Raw genomic sequence first — 26,106 nt, 5'->3', positions numbered from 1 at the left:
ATCATCCTACTTAAGAGTATCCGATCCATTTTTACACTAACAACCTTTAATTATACTATGAGTTAAAAAAATCGCAACAAAATGTACATAATCTTACAGAAGGAAACACAGAAAAGCCCCAGCATAGCTGAGGCTTTTTGTTTTTTACTCTTCTTCTGTTCCCGGTTTTTTCTTGCGGAACTTCGCCAATACTTCGTATACAATTGGCACGATCAAGAGCGTCAGAAGCGTCGAACTGATTAAACCGCCGATAACCGTTACGCCGAGTCCTTTTGAAATGACCTGGCTTCCGCCTTCGAAGCCGAGAGCTAATGGAATCAAGGCGCCGATTGTCGCGATGGCTGTCATCAGGATCGGACGGAGTCGTGTGGAGCCGGCTTCTAAGAGCGCTTCTCTTGTAGACAGTCCTTCCGCTTCCTTATGAATCACGCGGTCAATTAAGACAATGGCGTTTGTAACAACGATACCGATCAGCATCAGCATACCGATCATCGCGTTCAGACTGATTGTCTCACCTGATACGTAAAGTCCGACCAGGGCACCGATGATTGTAAACGGCAGTGAGAACAGAATCGCAAATGGCGCTAATGCTCCGCCGAATGTAATCACAAGCACAAGGTAGACGATCGCAATCGCTGCTAGCATCGCTAATCCAAGCTTCGTAAAGGAATCCGCGATATCTGCGGAAACACCGCCTGTATCGATTGTTACGTTGTCAGGCATGTCAAGCTTATCAATTTTCTTCTGTACATCAACTGATACAGCTGTCACGTTATCTGATGCAACCTCACCAGTGACATCAGCATACACTTTTCCGTCACGTTTAGACACCGTATCAGATGTTGTGCCTTCTTTTACTTTTGCCACATCACCAATTTTGACTTCTTTGCCAGTGGCTGATGTGATCTTTTTGTTCTCTAAATCTTTGACACTCTTATACTCGTCTTTTTCGGTTTTAATGTTCACATCAAGCTCTTTGCCGTCTTTTTTCACGGTTGTGAGCGGGTCCTGTGCTGTCTCTGACATTAAGGCCTTAGAAATTTGCGAAGCTGTTAAACCGAGTTTGCTCAGCTTTTCTTGGTCAGCGACAAATGTATACTCATCATATGTGCTGGAAAGGCCTGAGTTTACGTTCTTCAGATCCTTTTCATCCTTCATGACCTTCTCAATGTCTTTGACAGTGTCTTTAATGTCATTTTCTGAATCACCATACACATAGTATGTCAATTCATTGTTATTGCCTGAAGAGCTGAAGTCCTGTGACTTCCATTCTCCGCGGTCAGACTGCTTTTTGATTTCTTTCAGCACGTTGTCTTTTTCTTTATCAAAATCCGGCGTGTCGCTGTCATATTTGATGTAGAACAATGCGCCGTTTGAATCTCCTCCGGCAAGCGGGCTGCCAGAGCCTAATGAATACTGAACCGTATCGACATGCTTGCGGTCAAGCAGGACTTTTTCTGCTTTTTCAGCTTCATCTTCTGCTTCTTTTTTCGTTTCACCCGGTTCAGGGCTGTATGTGATCTGCATCGTTTTTTCTTCCGCTGACGGAAGGTAGCTGGCACCGATTAACGGTACAAGGAACAAGCTTCCGAGCAGCATCAGAACGGCGATGATAGACGTGATCCATTTGTGGCTCAGCGCCCAGTTCAATACTTTTTTATAGATGTTTGCAAGTCTGCCAGGTTTGTGTTCTTTCGCTTTTACCGGCGCTCCCGTTAATGATTTTTTGAACAGGCTGTGCGCGAGCATTGGCACGAGCGTGATCGAAATCAACAGGGATGCGGCAAGCGCAAATACAATCGTTAAGGCGAAAGGAATAAACAATTCACCAATTTGTCCGCCTACCAATGCGAGCGGCAGGAATACCGCGATTGTCACAATAGTGGATGACATGATCGGTTTAAACATTTCCTTCGTTGCTTCACGGACCAAGGCTTTCCCGCGCAGCGGTTCATCTTTCAGTCTCATGCGGCGGTAAATGTTTTCGATAACAACGATGGAGTCATCGACAACCCGTCCGATGGCAACGGTCATTGCACCGAGCGTCATGATATTTAATGTAATATCAAGCTGCTGCAGCACAAGCAGTGCGATCAGCAATGATAACGGAATGGAAACAATTGAAATTAATGTTGATTTAATATCTCTTAAGAATAAGAGAATAATCACAATCGCAAAGATAGCGCCGAAAATGGCTTTGCTTAACATTGTGTCAACTGATTCTGTAATCGGTTCTGCCATGTCAAGGGTTGCGCTGTATTCGAAGCCTTTATGATCTTCTTTGTATTGCTTCAGCTCATCTTTGACACTGTCGGCAACCTCTACCGTGTTGGCATCGTTTGCTTTGATGATGTTGATGCCGATGCTGTCTTTTCCATTTGTACGGGAAATTGATTCAGCTTTTTTGACATCTTTAATCGTTGCAATGTCAGATAGCTTGACCGTCGGCACGTCTGTGCTAACACTTTGCTGCGCCTGTGCTGCCGCCTGCGTGCTTTGAGCCGCTTGTGCGCTTTGTGCTGCTGCGGCGCTATTGCCTGCACTAGAAGCAGATGCCGTTGGAATTCTCATATTCTTCAAATCTTTAATGGTTTCAATATCGCCGCTGACGACGACTGATTTCTCTTCTTTGCCGAATGTGTACAATCCAAGCGGAGTTGTCACATCTGAACCTTGAATCACTTGTTTGACTGTATCTTCATCAAGGTTGTATTCCTTCATTTTGTCTTCTTTGAAAGAGAATTCAACCTCTTCAACCTGCTGGCCTGACACTTGGACGGAAGCTACTCCTTCTGTTCCTTCAAGCTTCGGTACGAGGCCATCTTCCACTTTTTTAGTCAGCTCTTGAAGATTATCTTTATCGCTGGATACGCTGAGCGTCAGAATCGGGAAGGAATTCATGCTGTAGCGGGAAATTTCAGGATCTTTCGCGTCATCAGGCAGGCTGACGTTTTCTAATGCTTCAGCCGCTTCTGTTTTCGCTTTGTCCATATCTTTCTCATAATCATATTCAATCATAACCGACGATGCGTTTTCATAGGACGTGGACGTAACTACGCTCACGCCGTCCAAGTTCTGCACCGCTTGTTCAACCGGTTTCGTTACTTCATCAGCGACTTGGCTAGGCGTCGCTCCCGGATATGTCGTGCTGATTGTCAGGTAAGGCATGTTTACATCAGGAATGGATTCTTGCTTCATATTCATACCCGCGTACAAGCCGGCTGCCGTTACAATAATCGTCATCAGCCATACGGCGAATTTGTTTTTCAGAACGAAATTAATAACGTGATTCATCATATCCTCCATTTTGTTTTTATTGACTGACTGGTCATTCTATATAATACTAAACGGTATAACGCAACATCGTCAACTCATATACCAGAAAATTTTTCTAAATTTTTCAAGGATTAAGGGGAAGCACGTCATGAATGAGAAAAAAGAGAGAATCATAAAAACAAGCATTCGTTTATTTGCGAAAAAAGGATACGCTTCGACGACCATCCAGGAAATCGCCAGTGAATGCGGCATCTCAAAAGGCGCTTTTTATCTGCATTTCAAATCAAAAGAAGCGCTGCTATTGTCTGCCTGTGAATATTACATTGGCATGTCTATGAAAAAAATGAAACAAATAGAAGAGGATCTCGCCGGACAGCCGCCTAAAGATGTGCTGAAAAAGCAAATCAGCGCCCAGTTTGAGGATTTTCGCGATCATAAGGATTTTATTGTTCTGTTGCTTACTGAAAATATCATTCCGGAAAACCAAGAAGTGAAGCAATACTTTTACAAAGTCACAGCCGAGACAGATAAACTGTATCGGAACGCTTTGCTTGCGACTTATGGCAAGGAAACTGAGAACTACCTCTCAGACCTCTCCATCATGGCAAGAGGCATTGTGCACTCCTATATGAATGTGATGGTATTTAATGAAGAAATCAAAATTGATGCAGACAACATATCTGAATTTATCATGGAGAGACTGGATGATCTTGTACAGGGGCTAAGCCGTTCCAGCCTGAATCCACTCATGCCAAAAGACATTTACAGCCTGGTGCCGGCGGATAAAGGCCAGATCCTTCAGGACATTCAAAAAGTGAAAGAAAACAGCGCATTGCCTGAGGACATCATCGTTTCGCTCGATGTGATCGAGGAAGAGCTGTCACAGGAAAAGCCGCGCAAGCCGATTATTAAAGGCCTGCTGTCAAATTTGACCGGAAGTGATTTCGAAGAAGTTGAAAAGCTTCGCGCTTTGATCTCTATCTTTATTTCTATTTGATCAAAAAAAAGCAGCTCCCTCTGCAATGAGGAGAGCTGCTTTTTCATTAGCGTTTTTTGATTTCTTCAAGCAGGATTTTGTTAACCATCGGCGGGTTGGCTTGTCCTTTGGACGCTTTCATAATTTGTCCGACAAGGAAGCCGATCGCGCGGTCTTTCCCGTTTTTAAAGTCTTCAATCGACTGAGGATTGTTGTCAAGCGCCTCTGTGACAAGCTTCAGAAGCACGCCTTCATCAGAAATCTGCACAAGGCCTTTTTCTTTTACAATCTTCTCAGCGTCGCCGCCTTTTTCAATTAATTCCTTGAACACTTTCTTCGCGATTTTAGAAGAAATTGTTCCTTTTTCAATCAATTGAATCATGCCGGCAAGGCCTTCCGGTGTCAGCGCAACATCAGAAAGCTCTTTTTGCTCAGCGTTCAGATAAGCTGACACTTCACCCATGAGCCAGTTTGATGCTTGTTTTGCTTCAGCGCCTTTTTGAACTGTTTCTTCGAAGAAGTCTGCCATTTCTTTTGTCAGTGTCAGAACCATCGCATCATATGCAGGCAAGCCAAGCTCATCGATATAACGCTTGCGGCGTTCATCCGGAAGCTCAGGAATGCTCGCTTTTACGCGCTGCTTCCATTCATCGTCAATGTAAAGCTCGACAAGGTCAGGCTCAGGGAAATAACGATAATCGTCAGAACCCTCTTTGACACGCATAAGAATGGTTTTCTTCGTTGCTTCATCGTAACGGCGAGTTTCCTGCTGGATCACACCGCCGGACAGAAGAACCTGCTCCTGGCGTTTTTCTTCATGCTCAAGGCCTTTTTGAACAAACGCAAAGGAGTTCAAGTTTTTCAATTCCGTTTTTGTGCCGAATTCCTCTTGGCCGATCGGACGAAGAGAGATATTGGCGTCACAGCGAAGTGAGCCTTCTTCCATTTTACAGTCAGACACGCCTGTATATTGGATGATGGACTTCAGCTTTTCAAGATACGCATATGCTTCTTCCGGCGTGCGGATATCCGGCTCAGATACGATCTCGACAAGCGGCGTTCCCTGGCGGTTGAAGTCAACAAGAGAATAGCCGTCGCCTGTATGCGTCAGTTTTCCGGCATCTTCTTCAAGGTGAAGACGTGTGATGCCGATACGTTTCGTTTTTCCGCCGACTTCAATTTCGATCCAGCCGTTTTCGCCGATCGGCTTATCAAATTGAGAAATCTGATACGCTTTCGGGTTGTCCGGATAGAAATAGTTTTTGCGGTCAAACTTTGTATCCGTCGCGATTTCACAGTTCAGCGCCATTGCCGCTTTCATTGCGAATTCCACGGCTTCTTTGTTTAGTACAGGCAGGACACCCGGATACCCGAGGTCGATGACGCTTGTCTGTGTATTCGCCTCCGCGCCGAATGGCGTCGGAGAGCTTGAGAAAATTTTTGAATTTGTTTTTAATTCAACGTGGACTTCAAGTCCGATTACCGTTTCAAAGTTCAATTCATTTCACCCCTTACAGTTCAGGTTTTGCTTTATGATGGTCTGTCGCTTGTTCGAATGCATGAGCGACGCGGTATACAGTACTCTCGTCAAAGTGTTTTCCGATGATTTGCAGGCCGAGCGGAAGTCCGTCAGCAAATCCGCATGGCACGCTGATTCCCGGAACACCGGCAAGGTTGACCGGAATCGTTAAGATATCGTTAGCGTACATTGTGAGCGGGTCTTTCGTGTTTTCACCGATTTTAAACGCAGGTGTCGGTGTAGTTGGTCCAACAATGACATCATATTTCTCAAATACGTCTTCGAAGTCTTTCTTAATCAAAGTACGCACTTTTTGCGCCTTTTTGTAGTACGCATCATAGTAACCTGAGCTTAAAGCGAATGTTCCAAGCATGATACGGCGTTTCACTTCATTTCCGAAGCCTTCAGCGCGCGTTTGCTTGTAAAGGTCGATCAGGTTTTCTGCATTGTCCGTGCGGTATCCGTAGCGGATGCCGTCAAAACGTGCAAGGTTGGCAGACGCTTCAGAAGAAGACAGCAGGTAATACGTCGCAAGCGCGTATTTACTGTGCGGAAGAGATACTTCTTCCCATGTAGCGCCAAGGCCTTCTAGAACTTTGAGCGCTGCAAGAACAGATTCTCTCGCTTCTTTGCCGACGCCTTCGCCAAGATATTCTTTCGGAACCGCGATTTTCAATCCTTTGATATCGCCAGTTAATGAAGATAGAAAATCCGGAACGTCTACATTTGCGCTTGTAGAGTCCATTTTATCAACGCCTGAAATGGCTTGCAGCAAGAATGCGTTGTCCTCAACCGTACGTGTAATCGGCCCAATTTGGTCTAATGAAGACGCAAATGCGACCAATCCGTAACGGGACACGCGTCCGTATGTAGGCTTTAATCCGACAACGCCGCAGAAAGAGGCCGGCTGGCGGATGGAACCGCCTGTGTCAGATCCAAGTGAAAACGGAACTTCTCCCGCAGCAACCGCAGCCGCTGAACCGCCGCTTGAACCGCCGGGAACCGTATCTAAGTTCCAAGGGTTTTTCGTCAGCTTGTAAGCTGAGTTTTCTGTTGATGACCCCATGGCGAATTCGTCCATGTTCAGTTTTCCGATTGTGACCGCTTCAGCATCTTGAAGGCGCTGAACGACAGTTGCGTCGTAAATCGGGTCAAAGTTTTCGAGAATTTTGCTGGAGCAAGTCGTGCGCAGCCCTTTTGTTACGATATTATCTTTTACGCCGATCGGCATACCGAAGAGAAGACCATGCTCAGAACGGCTGTCAACCGCCTCATCGAGCTCCTTCGCATACGCGCGCGCTTTTTCTTCATCTAATGCCAAAAAGGCTTGTACCTTATCATCTACCGCTTGAATGCGTTTATAAGATTCATCGACCAGGTCAGAAATCTTAATCTCTTTTTTATGTATGAGCTGTTTTAATTCTGTGATTTTGTGATCAAATAATGACATTCTTGTGTCCCTCCTTTAGTCCAGAATTGATGGCACACGAATATAGCCGTCTTTGTGGTCAGGCGCATTTTTCATGACATCCTCAACCGGAAGACCTTTACCCGCTTCATCTTCTCTCATGACATTTTTCATTTTCAGCACGTGAGTTGTAGGCTCAACATGGTCTGTGTTGACTTCATTCAGCTCCTCGGCAAATGAAATGATGCTGTCAAGCTGTTCAGTGAACATTTTTGCTTCTTCTTCAGTAATCGCAAGTCTCGCAAGATGCGCAACGTGCTTTACTTCTTCTATTGAAATTCGTGACATATGATCCACCTCCACATATTTCTCCGTTAAGTCATATAATACTGATCATATCAAAAACAAGCCCTCTAAAGCAACAAAACGCCTTGGGGCGGGCCTGTGTTTTCGAGACAATACCCTATATATTTTATACTAAAAAGAGGCGAAGGAGAAACGAAATATTTTTCTGAAAATTTTTACTTTAATTATTTTTGAAAGCGTTTTAATCTTTATTCCCTTCTAGGTTTGCCCCGATATTTCCCGCTGACCGTCTATGTTTCATCGCTTGAATGGGTGGGAATACTTTGTTAGGTTAAGTTACCAAGTGCACCTGCAAAAGAATGTCTTTTGTGTCGCACTTGCGCCAGGCTGCTTAACTGGCACCATCAATTTGAGAGGTGATGCAAAATTATTAGAATTGAAGAGAGGGTAAAACGTGAGTATTGAAATCATTATTTCTTTAGGAATTTACTTTATTGCCATGCTGTTAATTGGCTGGTATGCATTTAAGAAAACAACTGATATTAACGATTACATGCTTGGAGGAAGAGGTCTCGGGCCGTTTGTTACTGCTTTGTCTGCCGGAGCGGCGGATATGAGCGGATGGATGCTGATGGGTGTTCCCGGCGCGATGTTTGCGACAGGGCTGTCAACCTTATGGCTTGCTTTAGGTCTTACAATCGGGGCGTACTCAAACTACTTGCTGCTGGCTCCAAGGCTGCGTGCTTATACGGAAGCGGCGGATGACGCGATTACGATTCCTGATTTCTTTGATAAACGATTCCAGCATTCTTCATCACTGCTGAAAATCGTATCTGCTTTGGTTATCATGATCTTTTTCACATTGTATACCTCTTCCGGTATGGTATCTGGCGGACGGCTGTTTGAATCTGCTTTTGGCGCGGATTACAAACTGGGCTTGTTTCTGACTACCGCGGTTGTCGTGTTATATACACTGTTTGGCGGTTTCCTTGCTGTCAGTCTGACTGACTTTGTACAGGGTGCGATCATGTTTGCAGCACTAGTGCTTGTGCCGATCGTTGCTTTTACCCATGTGGGCGGCGTTGCTCCTGCTTTCCATGAAATCAGCGCTGTTAACCCAAATCTATTGGATATCTTTAAAGGCGCGAGCGTCATTAGCATTATTTCCTATTTAGCCTGGGGCTTGGGCTACTACGGCCAGCCTCATATTATCGTCCGATTTATGGCTATTAAAAACATTAAAGATTTAAAACCTGCACGCCGAATCGGCATGAGCTGGATGGTTATTTCAGTTCTCGGTTCCGTGCTGACCGGTTTAATCGGTGTTGCTTATGCCCATAAATTCGGAGTTGCTGTAAAAGATCCGGAGATGATATTCATTATCTTCTCTAAAATCTTGTTCCACCCTTTAATCACCGGCTTCTTATTGTCAGCTATTTTGGCTGCCATCATGAGTTCCATCTCCTCACAGCTCTTGGTAACAGCAAGTGCTGTAACAGAGGATTTATACCGGACGTTTTTCAGACGAAAAGCTTCCGATAAAGAACTAGTAATGGTCGGGCGTCTGTCCGTCTTAGTGATTGCCGTTATTGCGGTTCTCTTATCCTTGAACCCGAGCAGCACCATTCTTGATTTGGTCGGATACGCGTGGGCCGGCTTCGGTTCAGCTTTCGGGCCTGCGATTCTGCTCAGCCTGTATTGGAAGCGGATGAACGAATGGGGCGCGCTTGCTGCGATGATTGTCGGGGCTGCGACCGTGTTGATCTGGATTACAACCGGCCTGGCAAAATCAACCGGCGTGTACGAAATCATCCCTGGGTTTATCCTCAGTATGATTGCCGGCATTATCGTCAGCATGATCACAAAGCGGCCTGCAAAAGCCTCTTACCGATTATTCGGTGTCATGGAAAAACTGTTAAAACGCAAAAAATAATCAAAAAGCCATCAAGCGCTGCTTGGTGGCTTTTGTGCCCTTGTTTTGCGATAAATACTGTGAGAAAATCATATTTATTTAAAAACACCATAGATAAGGGGGAAGTTGCTGTTGAGCTGGTATATTGATCCTGACATTTTATTAAAATTAGGCATTGCCACTTTGATTGGCATGGTCATCGGGCTGGAGCGCGAGCTGAAGAATAAGCCGCTCGGGTTAAAAACCTGTATCGTTATCGCCGTCAGCTCATGCATGCTGACGATCGTCAGTATTAACGCGGCATATCATTTCCCTAAATACTACCGCATCATGATGGACCCGCTGCGTCTGCCGGCGCAAATCATCTCCGGCGTCGGGTTTATCGGCGCAGGTGTCATTTTGCGGAAAAGCAACGACGTCATTTCCGGCTTAACCACATCGGCTATGATTTGGGGTGCGGCAGGACTCGGGCTTGCTACCGGAGCGGGATTTTATAAAGAAGCCTTTGCCAGCCTTCTGTTCATCCTGATCAGCGTTGAATTTCTTCCGTGGGCGGTCAGAAAAATCGGTCCAGACCGTCTGCAGGAAAAAGACATCCGCATCAGAATGTCACTTTCTGATAAAGACAAAATGACAGAGATCTTAAAAGAAATGAAAAGAAGAAACATTAAGACACACTCAGTCCGAATCGATGACCTTCATGAAAAAGAATTTCCGATCATGGAAGTCAAGGTCCGTGTTCATAAAAACAGATATACGACCGATGTCTACTATGATATAAAAGACATTGAAGGTGTCGTCGGCGTGAAGTGCGATACATTATAAAAGCCAATGGGGCATTATATCCCATTGGCTTTTTTCGTTCTAGACGAGCTTAGAAAAATCAAATTCTGTGATCGGCGTGCGGTTTTCTATATCCCTTCTGAAACCGGCCAGCATTTCTTTTTCTTCTGCGCCTATTGAGTTAAGATCAAACATTTGATGCAGCAGTCCGTATATCAGCATGTGACGCAGGCGGAGAAAATCAGGTATTCTTTTCAGCCACGAAGCATCAAGATCATTTTCTTCTCTGTATCCGTTCATAAAGTGCGTCATAAATTCCTCTGTAAATACGGCTTTATTTTCATATGGAACGACCGGGTACCACAGCACATTATAGAGGAGAATGCTGATATCATTGACAAACCAATTGTAGCCGATGTCATCAAAATCAAATGTTGTGATTTTCCCTTGGTCCCAGTTAAAATTGCCATGGTGGAGGTCTGCATGAACCAAGCCATAGCTGTCCCTGCTTTTTGGTAATTGGCGCAGTTCATTCATTAGCTCATCCGCCTGCTGAAACACCTGAGTCTGGTCTTCCGGCACGTATTTTCTAAGCATCAGCTGCTCTTCTTCATCCCACTCCTGTCTTTTAAAAGCAGGATTGTTGAGCTTGTAGCTTTTTGTCAAGCTGTGCATTTTCCCTGTGTATCTGCCAAGCTCAAAAAATAGGGTTTCATTCCAGTCGGATTCGTTCACTTTGTGCCCCGGCGCCTTCTCATAGGCTCGCAATAAAAATGCTCCGCCGCTTCCGTCAGGGACTTCTTCAACCTCTGTGCCGTTTAGCGACGAAATCGGTTTTGCGACTGAAAGCCCGCCTTCATCCAGATGACGGAGCCATTCCATTTCACCCATCATATAATCAGCCGATCTGCGAATTGTATGGGTAATCTTTAAAATATAAGGTTCATTATCTTTTATAAACTCATATACATAGTTTTCGGCATCAGCTAGAAAACGCACCTGATTTCTTGAAAAACCGTATCTCTCCGCAGCCTCTGCCAAAACCTTCTCCTCACGAAATACTTTCTTGATTTCTTTATGCACGTTTATCTCCCTTTCTATGCCTTTGATTTCTTCTATTGTTTTTACACGATTTCCAGCATCAACATACCCCCATTTGGTTTTTGTTTCGGCAGAAGCGGAAACGATTGCGGTTTCCTTATACTGTTAATTGTAACACAAAAAAACCCTCGAGCCTTAATTGGCACAAGGGTTTTGCATGTTTATCAGTCATAAATGTGAACAGTCGGCTCTTTATCGCCAGCATCGCGGAGAATAACTGCTTCCTGTCCGTCTGAGGATGTAATATCCACTTCGAGATCTAGTGAGCTCTTTGAGTAGTAGTCCATGACTTCACCCGTTAAGAACTGGGTAAACGCGACGACTTCACTCTTTCCGTAGAATTGCATCGGAATTTCAATTTTCATTTTCTTCATTTCATCGTTTTCATACAGGGCCGTTCCGACAACACCTGTGTAGTTCGGGAAGTAGTTGTCAATTGAGTTTTTGAACCGTTTAAAGACTTCAGTATCATCAGGATATTTCTCTGCAGTGCTCGTATCGGCCGGATAGAAGACGTATTTTTCATTTACATCGTCCCAGTTTGAGATATCAGAGGAGCCTGCTTTGACTTCTGTTTTGGCGATAAAATTGCCGGGAACGATTGATGTTTTGGACGCCTGTTTGTAAAGCGCAATCGTAATCGGCACATTTTTCAGGTTGTCTTTTTTACGAAGGCGGTTAATGACCTCCTGCGCGATTTTTTCTCCCTGTTTACGGAGTGTGCTGTTGTCAATCTCCACTTCTTTTTGAGGGTCGCCTGTTTTTTCACGGTAGTAATACACTGAATTTAACGCCAAGCCGATCATAACGCCGCCAAGCTGGATGGAATTCTTGTCTTTTCTGACTAAGTAATCATGTTCCAGCATAGAAGCTAAATAAACCGGACTGCTTTCGTTTTTCTCTTCTGTTGAACCCGAGCTAGGGAGTGCTGGGTTCAGACCCTCGTTTTTAAAGTTTTTATCTTCTTTTTGGGCTTTTTTCAGATCAGAGCCTGTTTTTTTCCGAGCCAGCCAGCTTAATACTGTATCTTCATCTAAGTATTGTCCTTCTTGGAACAGATAATCGTCTGTCGAGAAAGAGTCCTGGGCAAGGCGCATCAGCCCCGTTTCAAACTCATCAATATCAAGTCTTGTATTCAGCTGTTCCGTTGTCAGGCCGCGTGCTTTCCCCGCCTTAAACGGAAGCACCATTTTGTAATAGGAGTCAGAGATATTGTATTTCGGGATAATCGCTTTTTCTGACGATTTCGCCGTTTTTTGCGTAATCTCCTCCTCCTTCTTCCCCCCAAAACCTGACGAACAGGCAGACAGCATTAACACTGCCGCCGTTGCCGCCATTACCAACGTCTTTTTCAATAGAAAACACTCCTCTTATTTCTTTAGCTCTCCCATTAACTGTTCTTCATTCCACACTTCAATGTTCAGCTCTTGCGCTTTTGTCAGCTTGCTTCCCGCCGCTTCTCCGGCGATCACCAAGTCTGTGTTTTTGCTGACGCTTCCAGTCATCTTTCCGCCGAGCGCTTCAATTTGCGCTTTCGCTTCGTTTCTTGACAGCTCTTCCAGCTTTCCTGTCAGAACGATGGTTTTGCCTGCAAAATAGGAATCGCTGTCCTCTGCTTTTACTTTTTTCGGACCTTTATAAAGTGTGTTTACGCCCAGCTCCTCAAGCTCTGCCAAAAGCTCGAGCATTTCTTCTTTATGGAAATAGGTGATGACTGCGTCAGCCATTTTTTCACCGATTTCATCTATTGCGAGAAGCTCCTCTATGGTTGCTTTTTTCAGATTATCCAAGCTTTCAAAGTGCATGGCGAGCGTCTTTGCAGCCTTCGAGCCGATAAAGCGGATGCCGAGGCCGAATAACAGGCGCTCTAATGAATTTTCCTTCGATTTCTGTATAGAGCTGATCAGGTTTTCAGTTGATTTTTCGCCCATGCGTTCGAGCTGAATCACCTGTTCTTTCGTCAGCTTATACAGATCTGCCACATTTCTGACGAGATTCTCCTGAAACAGCTGTGTGATGACTCGTTCGCCAAGCCCGTCAATGTTCATGGCATTGCGGGAGACAAAATGAATCAGCCCTTCTCTGATTTGTGCAGGGCATTCAGGATTGATGCAGCGAAGTGCCACTTCTCCTTCAATCCGGACGAGTTCACTGCCGCATTCAGGGCATTCTGTCGGCATGCTGAATTCCTTTTCTTCCCCTGTCCGCTGTTCAACGAGAACGTTCACGACTTCAGGAATGATATCGCCCGCTTTTTTGATGACTACCTTATCCAAAATCCGGATATCCTTCTCTCTAATTAAATCTTCGTTATGAAGGGATGCTCTTGAGACCGTTGTCCCGGCTACTTTTACCGGCTCAAGAATCGCGGTCGGCGTAATCACACCCGTTCTTCCGACATTTAATTCGATATCGAGAAGCTTTGTCACGACTTCTTCTGCAGGAAACTTATACGCGATGGCCCAGCGCGGGCTTTTCGCCGTAAAACCAAGCTCCTCCTGCTGATCAAGGGAATCCACTTTAATGACGATGCCGTCAATTTCATACGGGAGATCGGCGCGTTTCGCCTGAAGCTCATCAATCATCGCAATGACTTCTTCTATGCTGCCGCATTTCTTCCGTTCCTGGTTCGTTTTAAAGCCGATGTCGTCGAGAAAATCAAGTCCTTGGCTTTGTGTCTCCACACCCATTTCGTCAAGCTCCGCTATACTGTAGACGAAGATATCGAGATTTCGTTTCGCCGCAATTTTAGGATCGAGCTGTCTGAGTGATCCCGCAGCGGCATTGCGCGGATTTGCGAACGGTTCTTCCTCGTTTTTGATCCGTTCTTCATTGAGCGCTTCAAACGAACGCTTCGGCATATACGCCTCGCCGCGCACTTCTATCGAAAGGCTGCGTTTCATTTTGAGCGGAATAGTGCGGATCGTCTTCAGATTTTCCGTGATATCCTCTCCCGTCGTCCCGTCGCCTCTTGTCGCGCCTCTGACAAAATAGCCGTCTTCATAACGGAGAGAAACAGCAAGACCGTCTATCTTCAGCTCCACATTATACGCCACATCATCACCCACGGCCTGTCGCACACGGCGGTCAAAGTCGCGGAGATCGTCAGCATTAAACGCGTTGCCCAGACTGAGCATCGGCGTGCCGTGAGTGACTTTTTGAAACGCATCAAGCACAGCGCCGCCGACACGCTGCGTAGGAGAATCAGGCGTTCTGAGGTCTGGATGCTCCTCCTCAATCGAAATCAGCTCCTGCATCAATCTGTCGTATTCGGCATCCGGGACGCTCGGTTCATCTAAGGTGTAATATTCATAGCTATACTTGTTGATGGTGCGGCGCAGTTCTTCTGCCCGCTGCTTCGCTGTTTCTTTGTCCATCTGCTTCTTCCTTTCCTCTTCAATTACTGCTTTTCTATTGGCGCGAATGCCGCTAATAAGCGTTTCACACCGATCGGGCTCGGGAAGGCAATATCGAGTTCGGTCCCTTCTCCTTCGCCTTTCACGCTGACAACGGTGCCTGTGCCCCATTTTTTATGCCCGGCTTTATCTCCGACAGCCCAGTTTAGGGTATCGCCGCCTGTTTTGCTTGCGTAGGACACCGGACGGGAAACAGGGCCGCGTCTCGGCTGCATTTTTCTCGCAGACGGCGCTCTCGTTTCTTTTTTCTCATTTAGGTTTTCCAATAAATCATCTGGAATTTCACCGATAAAGCGTGATTCCGGGTTCATGTTTGTTCTGCCAAACAACGTGCGCATTTTTGCGTTGGTCAGATAAAGCTCCTGCTCCGCTCTTGTAATGCCCACGTAAGCGAGACGGCGTTCTTCTTCCATCTCTGCTTCTTCCATCAGTGAACGGCTGTGCGGGAAGACGCCTTCCTCAAGTCCCATAAGGAAAACAACCGGGAATTCCAGTCCTTTTGCGGCGTGCAGCGTCATCAGCGTGATCGCATCTGTGCCGCCGGATTCTTCCTCTTTCTGGTCGAGCTGGTCGATATCAGCGATCAGTGCCAAATCTGTCAGGAACGCAACGAGTGTTTTGTCTTCGCTTTTCTGTTCAAAGTTTTTCGTTACAGACAGGAACTCGTCGATGTTTTCTAAACGGCTTTGGGCTTCAATTGATTTTTCAGCCTTCAGCATTTCTCTGTATTCGGTTTTATCGAGAATTTCTTCGGTCAGCTCGGTAATTGATAAATAGTCCTGCATGTTTGTCAGGTTCTCAATCATCTGTCTGAAGCTGTCGAGCGCGTTTGCTGCCTTGGCGCTGACGCCAATGAAATCAACCTGCTGAATCGCTTGGAAGAGTGACAAGCCGTTCATCGCGGCATATGAAGCGATTTTTTCAAGCGATGTGGCGCCGACTCCGCGCTTCGGCACATTGACAATACGCGTGAAGCTGATGTCATCATCCGGATTGGATACGAGACGCAGGTACGCGAGGATGTCTTTGATTTCTTTTCTGTCATAGAACTTTGTGCCGCCGACAATGTTATAGTTCAAGCCCGCTTTGAGAAGCGTTTCCTCAATCACACGGGACTGGGCGTTTGTCCGGTACAAGATGGCGATATCCGACAGCTTCCGTTTGCCGGAGTTATGAAGCTCATAAATTTTCCCGGCAACAAATTGTCCTTCACTGAATTCATTGTCTCCGCGGTAATAGGAAATTTTAATTCCTTCATCGTTTTCCGTCCATAGATTTTTCGGCTTTCGGTTTGTATTGTTTTGGATCACTTCGTTGGCCGCGCGCAAAATCCGTTTTGTTGAACGGTAGTTTTGTTCAAGCAAAATGACGCTGGCATTCGGATAATCCTTTTCAAAAGAAAGAATGTTGGCAATGTCCGCCCCGCGCCATCTGTAGATGGACTGGTCGGAGTCACCGACAACACAAAGGTTTTGAAAACGCTCCGCCAGCTGCTTCACGAGCATGTATTGCGCTCTGTTCGTATCCTGATACTCATCGACGTGGATGTATTGGAATTTGCGCTGATAAAACTCAAGCACTTCCGGAATACGGTCAAACAGTTTAATGGTCGTCATAATTAAGTCGTCGAAATCAAGCGACTGGTTTTTCAGCAGTTTTTTCTGATAATCAGTGTATACATCGCTGACGACCTGATCATAGTAGCCGCCGGCAACCTTAGAAAATTCCTCAGGTTCGGTTAATTCATTTTTCGCACTGCTGATCGTGCCGAGGATGCTCCTCGGATCAAATTTTTTCGGATCGAGGTTGCGTTCCTTCAAAATTCCCTTGATGACTGAAAGCTGGTCAGCCGTATCAAGGATTGAGAAATTGCGGTTGATCCCGATGCGGTCGATATCTCGGCGCAAAATCCGCACACACATGCTGTGGAACGTGGAAATCCAGATATCATCCGCTCCGGGCCCGAGAATGCTCTCCACACGTTCTTTCATTTCTCTGGCAGCTTTATTTGTAAATGTGATCGCCAGAATGTTCCACGGCGCCACATGCTTTTCCGCCATTAAGTAAGCGATTCTGTGCGTCAGGACACGCGTCTTTCCGCTTCCCGCTCCCGCCATCAGCAGCAAAGGCCCGTCCGTTGTTTTGACAGCTTCCTGCTGAACGGGGTTTAATCCGCTTAATAGTTGATTGCTAATGTAATTCAAAATTCGTCACCCGCCTATACAAACATATGTTCTATCATAAACCAAATCCGTACATTTCGCTACTCGCCTTTGACAGCTGCTACTGTCTTCAGCGCTTCATCAAAATCCTCGTACACAGCGTTGCCCACCACAATGACATCCGCGTGCTCGGCATACTGTTTCGCCGTCTCCGCATCTTTAATGCCGCCTCCGTAAAACAGGGTGGACGTTTCCAATACAGCCTTCGTTTTCTTCACGGCTTCTATGTCCCCAAGAGCGCCGCTGTATTCCAGATAAAAAATCGGCAGCTGCAGCAGCTCAGACACGCGCGCATAGGCGATGATATCGTCATGATTCAGATTGGTGTCCGCCTCCGTTAAAGCCGCGGCTTTGCAATCAGGATTTACGATACAGTAGCCTTCCGCCACGATTTCTTCCATCGACATCAGTTCTCCATATTCCTTCATGGCTTTCTGATGCATCCCGACAATCCAATCCGGATTTTTGCTGTTTAATACACTCGGAATAAAATATAAGTCAAAGCCAGGGACAATCGCTTCAATCGCTGACACCTCAAGGACACACGGCACCAAAAACCGTCTCACCTGAGACAGCATCCGCAGGACATTATCCTCCGTCACACCGTCGCTTCCTCCGATAATGACCGCATCAGTCCCTGACTCACAAAGAATCTCAAGCTGTTCATCAGGCAAATCTTTATTTGGATCGAGTTTAAAGACATGCTTCCACTCCGTTACATCGTACACGTCATCCGTTCCTCCATTCGTTTCTTACCATTTAAACATTATAACAAATTCACATAGCGCGGAAAAACGGAAAAAGCCGTCATTCTCGTTATTCACTGAAAAAGGTGTTTTGATTCTATTTCCGCAAAAAAAAAGCGGCTGTTCCGCTCTCTTTTTACAGAAAAACACAGTAATATTTTCTATTGTTTGGAAACGCTCCAACAGTGGAAATGGTTACATAAAAAGGGAGGCTAACAGATGGAATACATCATTATTGCACTTATTGCATTTATCATCGGGATCATCGTTATCCCCATCGCATTGTTTGTCTGGATCTACATAAAGGACGAAAAACAGCAGGAGCATTCAATCCTCCGCAATTATCCTGTCATCGGAAGGTTTCGCTATATTTTTGAAAAAATCGGACCGGAGCTGCGGCAGTATTTATTCAGCAATGACAATGAGGAACAGCCTTTTTCACGAAAAGAATATGAGCAAACAGTCATATCAGGAAAATACAAAAGCAGAATGATGGGGTTCGGATCGGTAAGAGATTTTGATCAACCGGGCTATTATATCCGAAACGCCCTTTTCCCAAAGCAAAAAGAAGAATTGCGTATGGGCCAGTCTCCGAAAATCGAAACCCACATCTATAAAATCGATTCGGACAATCTGTTCAGACGCAGCGAACATGCCGAACGTACCAAGGCTGATCCGTATTTTCTCCATCCTGATGATGTTCAAGTCATCGGCGGGAGTACATGCGAAAAGCCTTTTTATGTAAAGGGATTAGTCGGTCAATCCGCCATGAGCTACGGTTCACTTGGAGAGCGCGCCATTACGGCGCTGTCAAAAGGGCTGCACCAGGCGGGCGGCACTTGGATGAATACCGGTGAAGGCGGATTGTCTGAATATCACTTAAAGGGAGGCGCTGATATCATCTGCCAAATCGGCCCCGGTCTATTTGGCGTGCGCAATAGAAAAGGGGAATTTTCGTGGGAGGAATTTAAAAAGAAAAGCCGGCTAGATCAAATTAAAGCGTTTGAGCTGAAGCTCGCACAAGGAGCCAAAACCCGCGGCGGACATGTGGATGGCGCTAAAGTATCAGAAGAGGTGGCAGACATCCGGAATGTCGAACCCGGAAAGTCAATCGACAGCCCAAACCGCTTTCATGAATTTTCAAGCGCGCCTCAAATGCTGGATTTTATTGAAAAGCTGCGGGACGTCGGTCAAAAGCCGGTCGGCATTAAAATTGTTGCAGGCCAGCCTGATGACTTGCATGAGCTTTTTTCTTATATGCAGAAAAGCGGAAAACATCCTGATTTTATTACGGTAGACGGTAGTGAAGGCGGTACCGGCGCTTCCTTCTATGAGCTTGCCGACACAGTCGGCCTCCCGATTATGACGGCGCTCCCTATCGTTGATACGCTGCTCAGACAATACGGCTTGCGTGACCGTTTGAAACTTTTTGCTTCTGGAAAGCTGCTGACTCCTGACAAGATCGCGGTCGCTTTAGCTCTGGGCGCTGATTTTGTCAACATTGCACGCGGCATGATGTTTTCAGTCGGATGTATCCGCGCCCTCGTATGCCACACCAACACATGCCCGGCAGGCGTTGCAACAACAGATCCGAAGCTGCAAAAAGCGCTGAGCGTTGAGGAAAAACAGCACCGCGTCTGCAACTACGTCATTTCGCTGCGTGAGGGGCTGTTTAATCTGGCCGCAGCAGCCGGGATCGATTCGCCGGTTCACTTTTCCAAGGAGCATGTTGTCTACCGAAAAGAGGATGGCAGCACAGTTGACATCGACAATCTGATTGAGAAAATTGTTTCATAAAAAAACCGCCCCTTGCCAGACGGCAGGGCGGTTTTTTATTTGGAAGAAGACTCTGTTTCATTCTCCTTCACACGGTCAAGCGCCATTTCATATGCGTCATTTCCATAATTTAAGCATCGTTTCACTCGGGAAATGGTCGCTGTAGAAGCGCCTGTTTCTGTTTCAATTTTATGATACGTGTTTCCTTCGCGAAGCATACGCGCCACTTCAAGGCGCTGAGCCAGCGATTGAATTTCGTTAATTGTGCAAAGATCATCGAAGAACCGATAACATTCCTCCAGGTCTTTCAGCGATAAGATCGAGTTAAATAACTGGTCCAGTTCTTTGCCGCGTAATTTATCGATTTGCATCGTTACACACCTTCTCCTTTACTAATGGAAGCCGCATCGAGATCAGGCACGATATTTATCCATGTCTTTCCTGGCACAAACGGCAGCCATTTGCCGTCTTTCACCGGCACAATTCTTCCGTTTACATTTTTCCAGTCTGCTTCAATGACGTTTCCGTGCTGAAACAGCAGACCTTTACCCCCTGATTCTATGTCGATGTCACGCCTTCCATCTTGGTCAATAATATGATGGCTGGCTTCAACAATGAAAATATTTTGCATTGCAATCGGCTTTCCGGTCTCCCGGTCTGTCGTCATGACACCATCAGAGCTTCTCGTATAAGCTTCAGTTTTTTTATCATAGTTGTATTCGACAAGATTTGTAACGTTTTTTGTTCCATAATCTACCCGAATATTATAAGATTCATTTACAGGTTTTGCATCTGATGTTTGAAACAGCATTGGATCTGTTTCCTGCTTCAGCTCATATCCCTTTTGTTCCGCCGCCTTTTTTATGTACTGATAAGACGTGAAGGAATTGTGGGGCGGTTCGCTGAAATCAGCTCTCCAAAATAAGCTTCCGTCAAAATCCAATCCGTTAATATAATCGGCAGCTCCGGATTCCAGCTGCTCCTTGGCGCCGGGACTCCAGCCGTGATGGACAAATATGCTGTCAAAACCGTTGCTGAGAGTGACGAAATATTCCCGCGCACTCCGCACAGGTCCGACAGTTTCAGGCATCTGGCTTTGAAAAATGGCCAGAAACCTTGTAATTTGACCTTCGGCAAGCGCTTCTATGACAATGTCGGCTTTAGACAGTCCTGATTGCGGCCTCGCCTTCGGGTGATTGTTCACCATGACAGCAACAGGCCTGCGTTCAGTCACCTTCTGCTCAGTCTCCAGTCCCGTCAAAGGAGCTTTCAGCTTCTTTGTGTGATCAGGGACAGCGTCCTTCTGCTGGCAGGATACTAGCAGGAAAAACGCGAAACACAGTACGCAAACTGTCATCCATTTTTTCATATGTCGGCTCCCCGCTCTTTTATATTTTAACGCATTATCGATGGAAAGAGTACAGTTTTTTTCATCACGTCGAAGATTCCTCTTGGCGTAATGCGTATATACGGGAGGTGCGTGCTTTGCAAAAAGAGCAGCGTATAAACCGGATCACAATACTCATAGCCTCTTTCAGTCAAAAGATCTCTCAGCTTCTGTTCCTTTTCCAGCACGATGTCATACGATTCCGAAGAAGCGCATCCGCACAGTGAAAGCGGAATTTCGTGAAGGATTTTTCCGTTTTCCGCAAGCACAATTCCCCCGCCGATTTCTTTCATGCGGGAGAAAGCAAGCAGCATATCCGCTTTGTTTTTTCCGATCGCGACAATGTCACCCGTCGTCGTAAAGGAGCTCACAAACCCCTGCACACTTGACGCAAATCCTTTTATCATCGTATTAACGCGCCATTTCCCATGTCTGTCAAGCATCGTTAAATAACTTTCATCATGGTCAAATGAAAGCTGTTCGACCGAGTTGTCGATCTCAATCATATACGGCTCCATAATCACCGCATTCCGCATTTTTACGCCCATCGGCATGGAAAACTGCAAATCATCCATCGTCATATCATATGAAAGCTCAAGCGGGACAAGACCGCCTTTGTTCCAGTTCGTATGTGGAAACGCATTCATATCGCGGCCGTCTTCACGCAGAATTTTGCCTTTTGACAGAACGGTTACCGGATTCGGCTGCAACGGGTCCTCAAGGATATTCAGTGACGCAAGTCTTCCCGGCCCGACAACGCCTAAATAATCATCCATTTGGTAATACTTTGCGATGTTAAAGGATGCCATATTGTACGCATCGATTGCCGGGACCCCTTCTTCCAGGGCAATTCGGATGAGCTCGTTTGTCATGCCGCCTTTATAGAAATTAGGCGTAGCGCCGTCTGTTGTATAAAAAAAGTGGTCGTAGTAGCGGAAGCCCTTTTCATGAAGCTCCTGCAATATGTTTCTTAAATCAGGGCGAATGGACGAATTGCGAAGTGATACATAATAGCCCAGTTCCAGCCTTCTCATCACTTCATCACCTGTCATGGCTTCATGATCACAATCCGCTCCGAACAGCTTCATTTTTGTAAGCGTTTTATCTGAAGCGCCGGGAAAATGTCCTTCTATGCGTTTCCGCTGTTTTTTTGTGGCCTGCATACAGTGAAGCATTAAATCATCGCCATCTACAAGACGCGGCCAGCCTGTCATTTCTCCGCCTTGAATGACATCCGGATGTTCAATCCACTGCTTTCTGACGTCAAATGGAAGAACGTGATCCTCGTTCAGCACCTCGGTCTGCAGGTCATACCGTGACCACCAAAAATACTGAACCGGAAGCTTTTTGAGTTCATTCAAAATAGTAAGCGCTTTCTTTTTTCCGCTTTGCAAAAGCAAAAATAAGTTATCATTTACGAATGTCGTTGTACCGTACTGAGACACATATTCCGCCAGCGTTTGGGGATTATATATTTGAAAAGGATGTGCGTGCGGTTCGATATAGCCAGGCACAATGTATTTTCCTTCACAATCAATCGTATGAATTTCTTCGGTTCTATCCGGAAGTTCATGACCAACATAAACAATACGGTCCTGATAAATCCAAATGTTTTTTTTCAGCCATTGTTTTACATATGGATTTAAGACGAGAGCATTCCGTAAAAGGAGCGTTGGAAGCAGCTTAGAGTCTACAACATCAACCTGTGCCCTGATGTCTTTGTTTTTCCAGTTAAAGGTGCGTTCGGACATTCACATACTCTCCTTTACATGTATTAGACTCATGTTATCACATCCTTCTCCATCACGCACGATAAAAACGTTACAAATTTTTGAAGGTTCAATTAAAAAACTTTTTTAAGTAAAAGGAGCAGATTTCATGAAACCAAACATCAGTCTCATCAATGCCGTCTTCCGTATCGCCTGCGGACTGACAATTATGTCAGCTGCCAGCGCCAAGTATACGAAAAAACCTTGGTGCAGAATGCATCTGTTCTGCATCTTTATGGGCGCCATGAAGGCAGGTTCAGGCATACTGCGTTTCTGCCCTGTGACCTATATGTTTCAAAACAGCACTGTTGAAAACCATGGACAGGATCATCAAGAATCGTAAGCAAAAAAGCTTGATCATAAAACGTGATCAAGCTTTTTCTCATTATATTCCTTTGTCTTCATATAGAAAAAACCAACAGCCGCAAACGCAGCCGGATACAAGAGAGCCCAGCCGCTAAATAAGTAGATCACTGTACAAAGAAGAAGCGCCCCCAAAGCCATCCACCAGCCTGAATCCTTCCAGTTCAGCAGCTTCAGCGCTGCCGCCATTGTGCATATGTAAGATGCGATGAATGCTGAGCTTGGTCCTTTCAGGAGCGTTGTCAGATCAATTTGAAATATGCCGTTTGCCATAAGAACGAAACCAAACACGAAAGCCAGCGCTGTTAATACACGGACAGGTGTATGTTTTGTATGACTGAGCTTCCCGAAATACCCGGGAATATGACCTTCTCTCGCCAACGCATAGACCATTCTTGAAAACCCCGCAATGTTGGCATGAATGGTGGCGAATGTAATAAAAAGAGCTAAACAAGTCGTTACATATACCCCAATATCCCCCGCTCCTTTTGATATGAGCATCGTCAGAGATGCGATTTCTCCTTTTTCTCCGTATGCATGAGTGCCCACAGTGACAAACGACAGCATGATATACAGCACCGCCACACAAGCTGCCGCTAAGAATAAACTGATTGGAACATCCTTTTCCGGATGTGTAAACTCTTCAGCTAACGGGGTAATCATTTCCCAGCCTACAAAAGAAAAAAAGATGATGACAGAAACAGAACCCGCGGCAAACCAGCCATGCGGCAGAAAAGGCTTAAATTCAGCTGCTTTTACGTGTGGCAGTGAAACAGCAACAGAAATGACAAGCAGCAGCAGAATGACACAGATGACGAGTATGCTGATGTTTGCTGATAATTGAATGCCCCTGATATGAAGCCAAATGGAGATCGCCAGCATACTTGCTGCAATGAAAGCAATCTGCCAATCCGAAGCCTGTGTGACGTAGCTGACATAATGTGCGCCAGTCAAAGCGATCACTGGCACACCGATCGGAACCGATCCCAGCATGATCCAGCCCAACATGGCTCCGGCTTTTGGCCGAAAAGCTAGCTGTACATAAGCCGTGATCCCTCCCGCGCTTGGCGCCATTCTGACAAGGCGCGCCAGTGTGCCGACGAGCAGAAATGATAAGAAAGACATAAATCCCCAAACCAATACAGAAGCGGGACCGGCGGCATCAGCCGTGACAGACGGAAGGATTAAGATCCCGCAGCCTAATACGGCCCCGATCGTTAATGCCGCTCCTTGAACCCAAGTAATCGAACGCTGCAATTCCGGCAAAATGATTGCCTCCTTTCATGTTGATGGCTTTATTATAGAAAAAAACAAACGGCACCCATATGCTACAATTAAGCTAAATCAACAACATTTCCTCATAATAAAAGGAATTCTCACCAATTCACTTAAACATATAAAGGAGCAATACCAATGGACGATACAGACCTACAGATTCTTTCGCATTTGCAGCAAAATGCCAGATTAACGATGGTTGAATTAGGAAAGCTTGTCGGACTCAGCTCTCCGAGTGCGGCGGAACGTGTCAGAAAGCTTGAGGACAAAGGGGTCATTACCGGGTACAGCGCTGATATCTGTTATGAAAAGCTAAACAAACATGTCACTGCTTTTATCCTGATGGAGCCGAAAAGCTGCAAACACTATGCCGCCTTTGCCGCAGCTCACCCCGATGTGGCAGAGAACCACCGGATTACAGGTATGTACAGCTATGTGACAAAAGTGGTGACGGAATCTGTGCATAGTCTAGAAGATTTTATAGACGCTTCAATGGCCCACGGAAAACCGACCACGCTTGTTGTGCTTTCTTCTTCCGCTTTCCGGCATGCTTTTGTATAACTAAAAACCCGCAGCACAATCTGCGGGTTTTTCTTCACTTTATTTTTGTGCAGCCTTCAGAGCTCGGGCTCCGATATCTTTTCTGAAAAACAGGCCGGGTTTGATGATCTCATCAACGGCTTTGTACACTCTGTCTCGTGCCGCTTCAAACGTTTCATCAAAAGCGGTCACATTGGCGACACGGCCGCCGTTTGTGACGAACTCTTCACCTTCTGCTTTCGTTCCGGCATGGAAGACGACAACTTGATCAGCATTTGCTGTCAGGCTGCCAATCGGCGTGCCTTTTGCATAGCTTTCAGGATAGCCTTCTGAAGCAAGCACGACACTGACTGCCGCCGTATCCTTCCATCTCAAGTCAACTTCCTTATCATCTAAAAGATCAAGAAGCACTTGTACCAGATCAGAATCCATACGAGGCAGCACAACCTGCGTTTCCGGGTCGCCGAAGCGGGCATTAAATTCAATGACCTTCGATCCATTCGCAGTGAGCATCAGCCCCGCGTACAAAACGCCTGTGAAGGAGCGACCTTCTTGAACCATTGCTTTTGCGGCTGGCTTGACGATCGTTTCTACAGCATGACGCACGGTGTCTTCCGAAATTTGCGGAACAGGAGAGTAAGCGCCCATTCCTCCTGTATTCGGCCCTTTGTCACCATCAAACGCGCGTTTATGATCCTGGGCAATGACCATCGGATATACGTTTTCTCCTTTGACAAATGCCATGAGGGAAAACTCTTCGCCGGAAAGAAATTCTTCAATCACGACAGATGCGCTCGCATCACCGAATTTTTCATCTTCAAGAAAATCATGCAGACACGCGATGGCTTCTTCTTCCGTCATCGCAACGGTTACGCCTTTTCCAGCCGCCAGTCCGTCCGCTTTAATGACAATCGGAGCGCCTTTTTCCTGCACATAAACCTTGGCTTTTTCAAAGGATGTAAACGTGTCGTATTCTGCGGTCGGAATGTCATATTTCTTCATTAAATCCTTTGCGAACTGCTTGCTTCCTTCGATGATCGCAGCGGCTTTTGACGGACCGAACACACGAAGACCAGCTTTTTCGAACTCGTCAACAAGACCTTCAATTAAAGGAACCTCAGGCCCGACAATGGTCAGCCCGACCTGATTTTCTTTTGCAAATGAGACAAGCCCGGCGTGGTCGCTTTCCTCAATGTTTACAAGCTGTGCAGAAGATGCCATGCCGTCATTTCCCGGAGCGGCAAATACCGTATCAACAAGGCTGCTTTGCGCCACCTTCCATGCCAGCGTATGCTCTCTTCCGCCTTTACCGATAATTAATACATTCACGT

At 46.0% G+C, this 26,106-nt stretch carries 19 protein-coding genes and 1 pseudogene; 6 read left to right on the top strand and 14 right to left on the bottom strand.

What is annotated here, in order from left to right; genetic code table 11:
- Positions 1-144: 144 nt before the first annotated feature.
- Positions 145-3,294, bottom strand: a complete 3,150-nt coding sequence (gene srfP / locus UJ203_RS17925; protein ID WP_322012923.1) for a surfactin resistance protein SrfP — start codon at positions 3,292-3,294, stop codon at positions 145-147.
- 130 nt (positions 3,295-3,424) lie between these two features.
- On the opposite strand from srfP, the pseudogene UJ203_RS17920 reads away from it, so the two are divergent.
- A pseudogene (locus tag UJ203_RS17920) lies at positions 3,425-4,289 on the top strand (TetR/AcrR family transcriptional regulator); the annotation flags it as partial.
- Between the two features lie 30 nt (positions 4,290-4,319).
- Here the strand turns inward: UJ203_RS17920 and gatB are convergent.
- From gatB to gatC, 3 genes are read right to left on the bottom strand one after another with little or no spacing between them, the layout of a single operon-like run.
- Positions 4,320-5,750 carry an Asp-tRNA(Asn)/Glu-tRNA(Gln) amidotransferase subunit GatB gene (gatB, locus tag UJ203_RS17915; RefSeq protein WP_010333268.1) on the bottom strand — a complete coding sequence of 477 codons (1,431 nt, stop codon included), beginning with the start codon at positions 5,748-5,750 and terminating at the stop codon, positions 4,320-4,322.
- A 13-nt stretch (positions 5,751-5,763) separates the two neighbouring features.
- Positions 5,764-7,221 carry an Asp-tRNA(Asn)/Glu-tRNA(Gln) amidotransferase subunit GatA gene (gatA, locus tag UJ203_RS17910; RefSeq protein WP_024120464.1) on the bottom strand — a complete coding sequence of 486 codons (1,458 nt, stop codon included), beginning with the start codon at positions 7,219-7,221 and terminating at the stop codon, positions 5,764-5,766.
- A 15-nt stretch (positions 7,222-7,236) separates the two neighbouring features.
- Positions 7,237-7,527 carry an Asp-tRNA(Asn)/Glu-tRNA(Gln) amidotransferase subunit GatC gene (gatC, locus tag UJ203_RS17905; protein WP_024120463.1) on the bottom strand — a complete coding sequence of 97 codons (291 nt, stop codon included), beginning with the start codon at positions 7,525-7,527 and terminating at the stop codon, positions 7,237-7,239.
- Between the two features lie 412 nt (positions 7,528-7,939).
- On the opposite strand from gatC, the gene opuE reads away from it, so the two are divergent.
- Positions 7,940-9,418 (top strand): proline transporter OpuE, encoded by a 1,479-nt coding sequence (gene opuE, locus UJ203_RS17900; RefSeq protein WP_105954750.1) that lies wholly within the window; start codon positions 7,940-7,942, stop codon positions 9,416-9,418.
- A 105-nt stretch (positions 9,419-9,523) separates the two neighbouring features.
- On the top strand, positions 9,524-10,222 hold the full coding sequence (locus tag UJ203_RS17895; RefSeq protein WP_081638247.1) for an MgtC/SapB family protein: 699 nt from the start codon (positions 9,524-9,526) through the stop codon (positions 10,220-10,222).
- A gap of 39 nt (positions 10,223-10,261) precedes the next feature.
- On the opposite strand, the gene UJ203_RS17890 is transcribed toward UJ203_RS17895, so the two are convergent.
- The 5 genes from UJ203_RS17890 to UJ203_RS17870 all read right to left on the bottom strand — a co-directional run bounded on the left by UJ203_RS17890 (position 10,262) and on the right by UJ203_RS17870 (position 17,647).
- The gene (locus UJ203_RS17890) at positions 10,262-11,269 is read right to left on the bottom strand and encodes a phosphotransferase enzyme family protein (protein ID WP_322013131.1); all 1,008 of its coding nucleotides are present in this window, start codon (positions 11,267-11,269) and stop codon (positions 10,262-10,264) included.
- 176 nt (positions 11,270-11,445) lie between these two features.
- The gene (locus tag UJ203_RS17885) at positions 11,446-12,636 is read right to left on the bottom strand and encodes a CamS family sex pheromone protein (RefSeq protein WP_024120459.1); all 1,191 of its coding nucleotides are present in this window, start codon (positions 12,634-12,636) and stop codon (positions 11,446-11,448) included.
- A gap of 15 nt (positions 12,637-12,651) precedes the next feature.
- Positions 12,652-14,658 (bottom strand): NAD-dependent DNA ligase LigA, encoded by a 2,007-nt coding sequence (gene ligA, locus UJ203_RS17880; RefSeq protein ID WP_322012915.1) that lies wholly within the window; start codon positions 14,656-14,658, stop codon positions 12,652-12,654.
- 23 nt (positions 14,659-14,681) lie between these two features.
- Entirely contained in the window at positions 14,682-16,901 is a 2,220-nt protein-coding gene (gene pcrA / locus UJ203_RS17875) for a DNA helicase PcrA (protein ID WP_322012913.1), read from the bottom strand.
- Between the two features lie 59 nt (positions 16,902-16,960).
- Positions 16,961-17,647 carry a heptaprenylglyceryl phosphate synthase gene (locus UJ203_RS17870; protein WP_202853386.1) on the bottom strand — a complete coding sequence of 229 codons (687 nt, stop codon included), beginning with the start codon at positions 17,645-17,647 and terminating at the stop codon, positions 16,961-16,963.
- A gap of 237 nt (positions 17,648-17,884) precedes the next feature.
- Between UJ203_RS17870 and UJ203_RS17865 the strand changes: the two genes are divergently transcribed.
- Complete coding sequence (locus UJ203_RS17865) at positions 17,885-19,462, top strand: FMN-binding glutamate synthase family protein (protein WP_322012910.1); 1,578 nt, start codon at positions 17,885-17,887, stop codon at positions 19,460-19,462.
- Between the two features lie 35 nt (positions 19,463-19,497).
- On the opposite strand, the gene UJ203_RS17860 is transcribed toward UJ203_RS17865, so the two are convergent.
- Genes UJ203_RS17860 through UJ203_RS17850 form a run of 3 tightly spaced genes read right to left on the bottom strand, consistent with a single transcriptional unit; the run spans position 19,498 to position 22,579 of the window.
- Positions 19,498-19,812 (bottom strand): YerC/YecD family TrpR-related protein, encoded by a 315-nt coding sequence (locus UJ203_RS17860; protein ID WP_014479070.1) that lies wholly within the window; start codon positions 19,810-19,812, stop codon positions 19,498-19,500.
- A gap of 2 nt (positions 19,813-19,814) precedes the next feature.
- The gene (locus tag UJ203_RS17855; protein ID WP_322012907.1) at positions 19,815-20,810 is read right to left on the bottom strand and encodes a DUF3048 domain-containing protein; all 996 of its coding nucleotides are present in this window, start codon (positions 20,808-20,810) and stop codon (positions 19,815-19,817) included.
- 26 nt (positions 20,811-20,836) lie between these two features.
- Complete coding sequence (locus tag UJ203_RS17850) at positions 20,837-22,579, bottom strand: adenine deaminase (RefSeq protein ID WP_024120453.1); 1,743 nt, start codon at positions 22,577-22,579, stop codon at positions 20,837-20,839.
- A 127-nt stretch (positions 22,580-22,706) separates the two neighbouring features.
- Between UJ203_RS17850 and UJ203_RS17845 the strand changes: the two genes are divergently transcribed.
- Positions 22,707-22,940, top strand: a complete 234-nt coding sequence (locus tag UJ203_RS17845; RefSeq protein ID WP_202853382.1) for a DUF2892 domain-containing protein — start codon at positions 22,707-22,709, stop codon at positions 22,938-22,940.
- 14 nt (positions 22,941-22,954) lie between these two features.
- Here the strand turns inward: UJ203_RS17845 and UJ203_RS17840 are convergent, their stop codons facing one another.
- Positions 22,955-24,229, bottom strand: coding sequence for an APC family permease (locus tag UJ203_RS17840; RefSeq protein ID WP_248339795.1), 1,275 nt, complete (start codon positions 24,227-24,229; stop codon positions 22,955-22,957).
- A 144-nt stretch (positions 24,230-24,373) separates the two neighbouring features.
- Between UJ203_RS17840 and UJ203_RS17835 the strand changes: the two genes are divergently transcribed.
- Positions 24,374-24,796, top strand: coding sequence for an Lrp/AsnC family transcriptional regulator (locus tag UJ203_RS17835; RefSeq protein ID WP_024120450.1), 423 nt, complete (start codon positions 24,374-24,376; stop codon positions 24,794-24,796).
- 39 nt (positions 24,797-24,835) lie between these two features.
- Here UJ203_RS17835 and purD read toward each other — a convergent pair whose 3' ends face one another.
- On the bottom strand, positions 24,836-26,104 hold the full coding sequence (purD, locus tag UJ203_RS17830; protein WP_322012904.1) for a phosphoribosylamine--glycine ligase: 1,269 nt from the start codon (positions 26,102-26,104) through the stop codon (positions 24,836-24,838).
- Positions 26,105-26,106 lie beyond the last annotated feature (2 nt).

Origin of the sequence: Bacillus sp. V26 (genome assembly GCF_034296245.1) — a bacterium.
Classification (GTDB): Bacteria; Bacillota; Bacilli; order Bacillales; family Bacillaceae; genus Bacillus; species Bacillus halotolerans.
The sequence above is the reverse complement of the archived record's forward strand: the minus strand, read 5'-3'. Positions and strand labels throughout refer to the sequence as shown.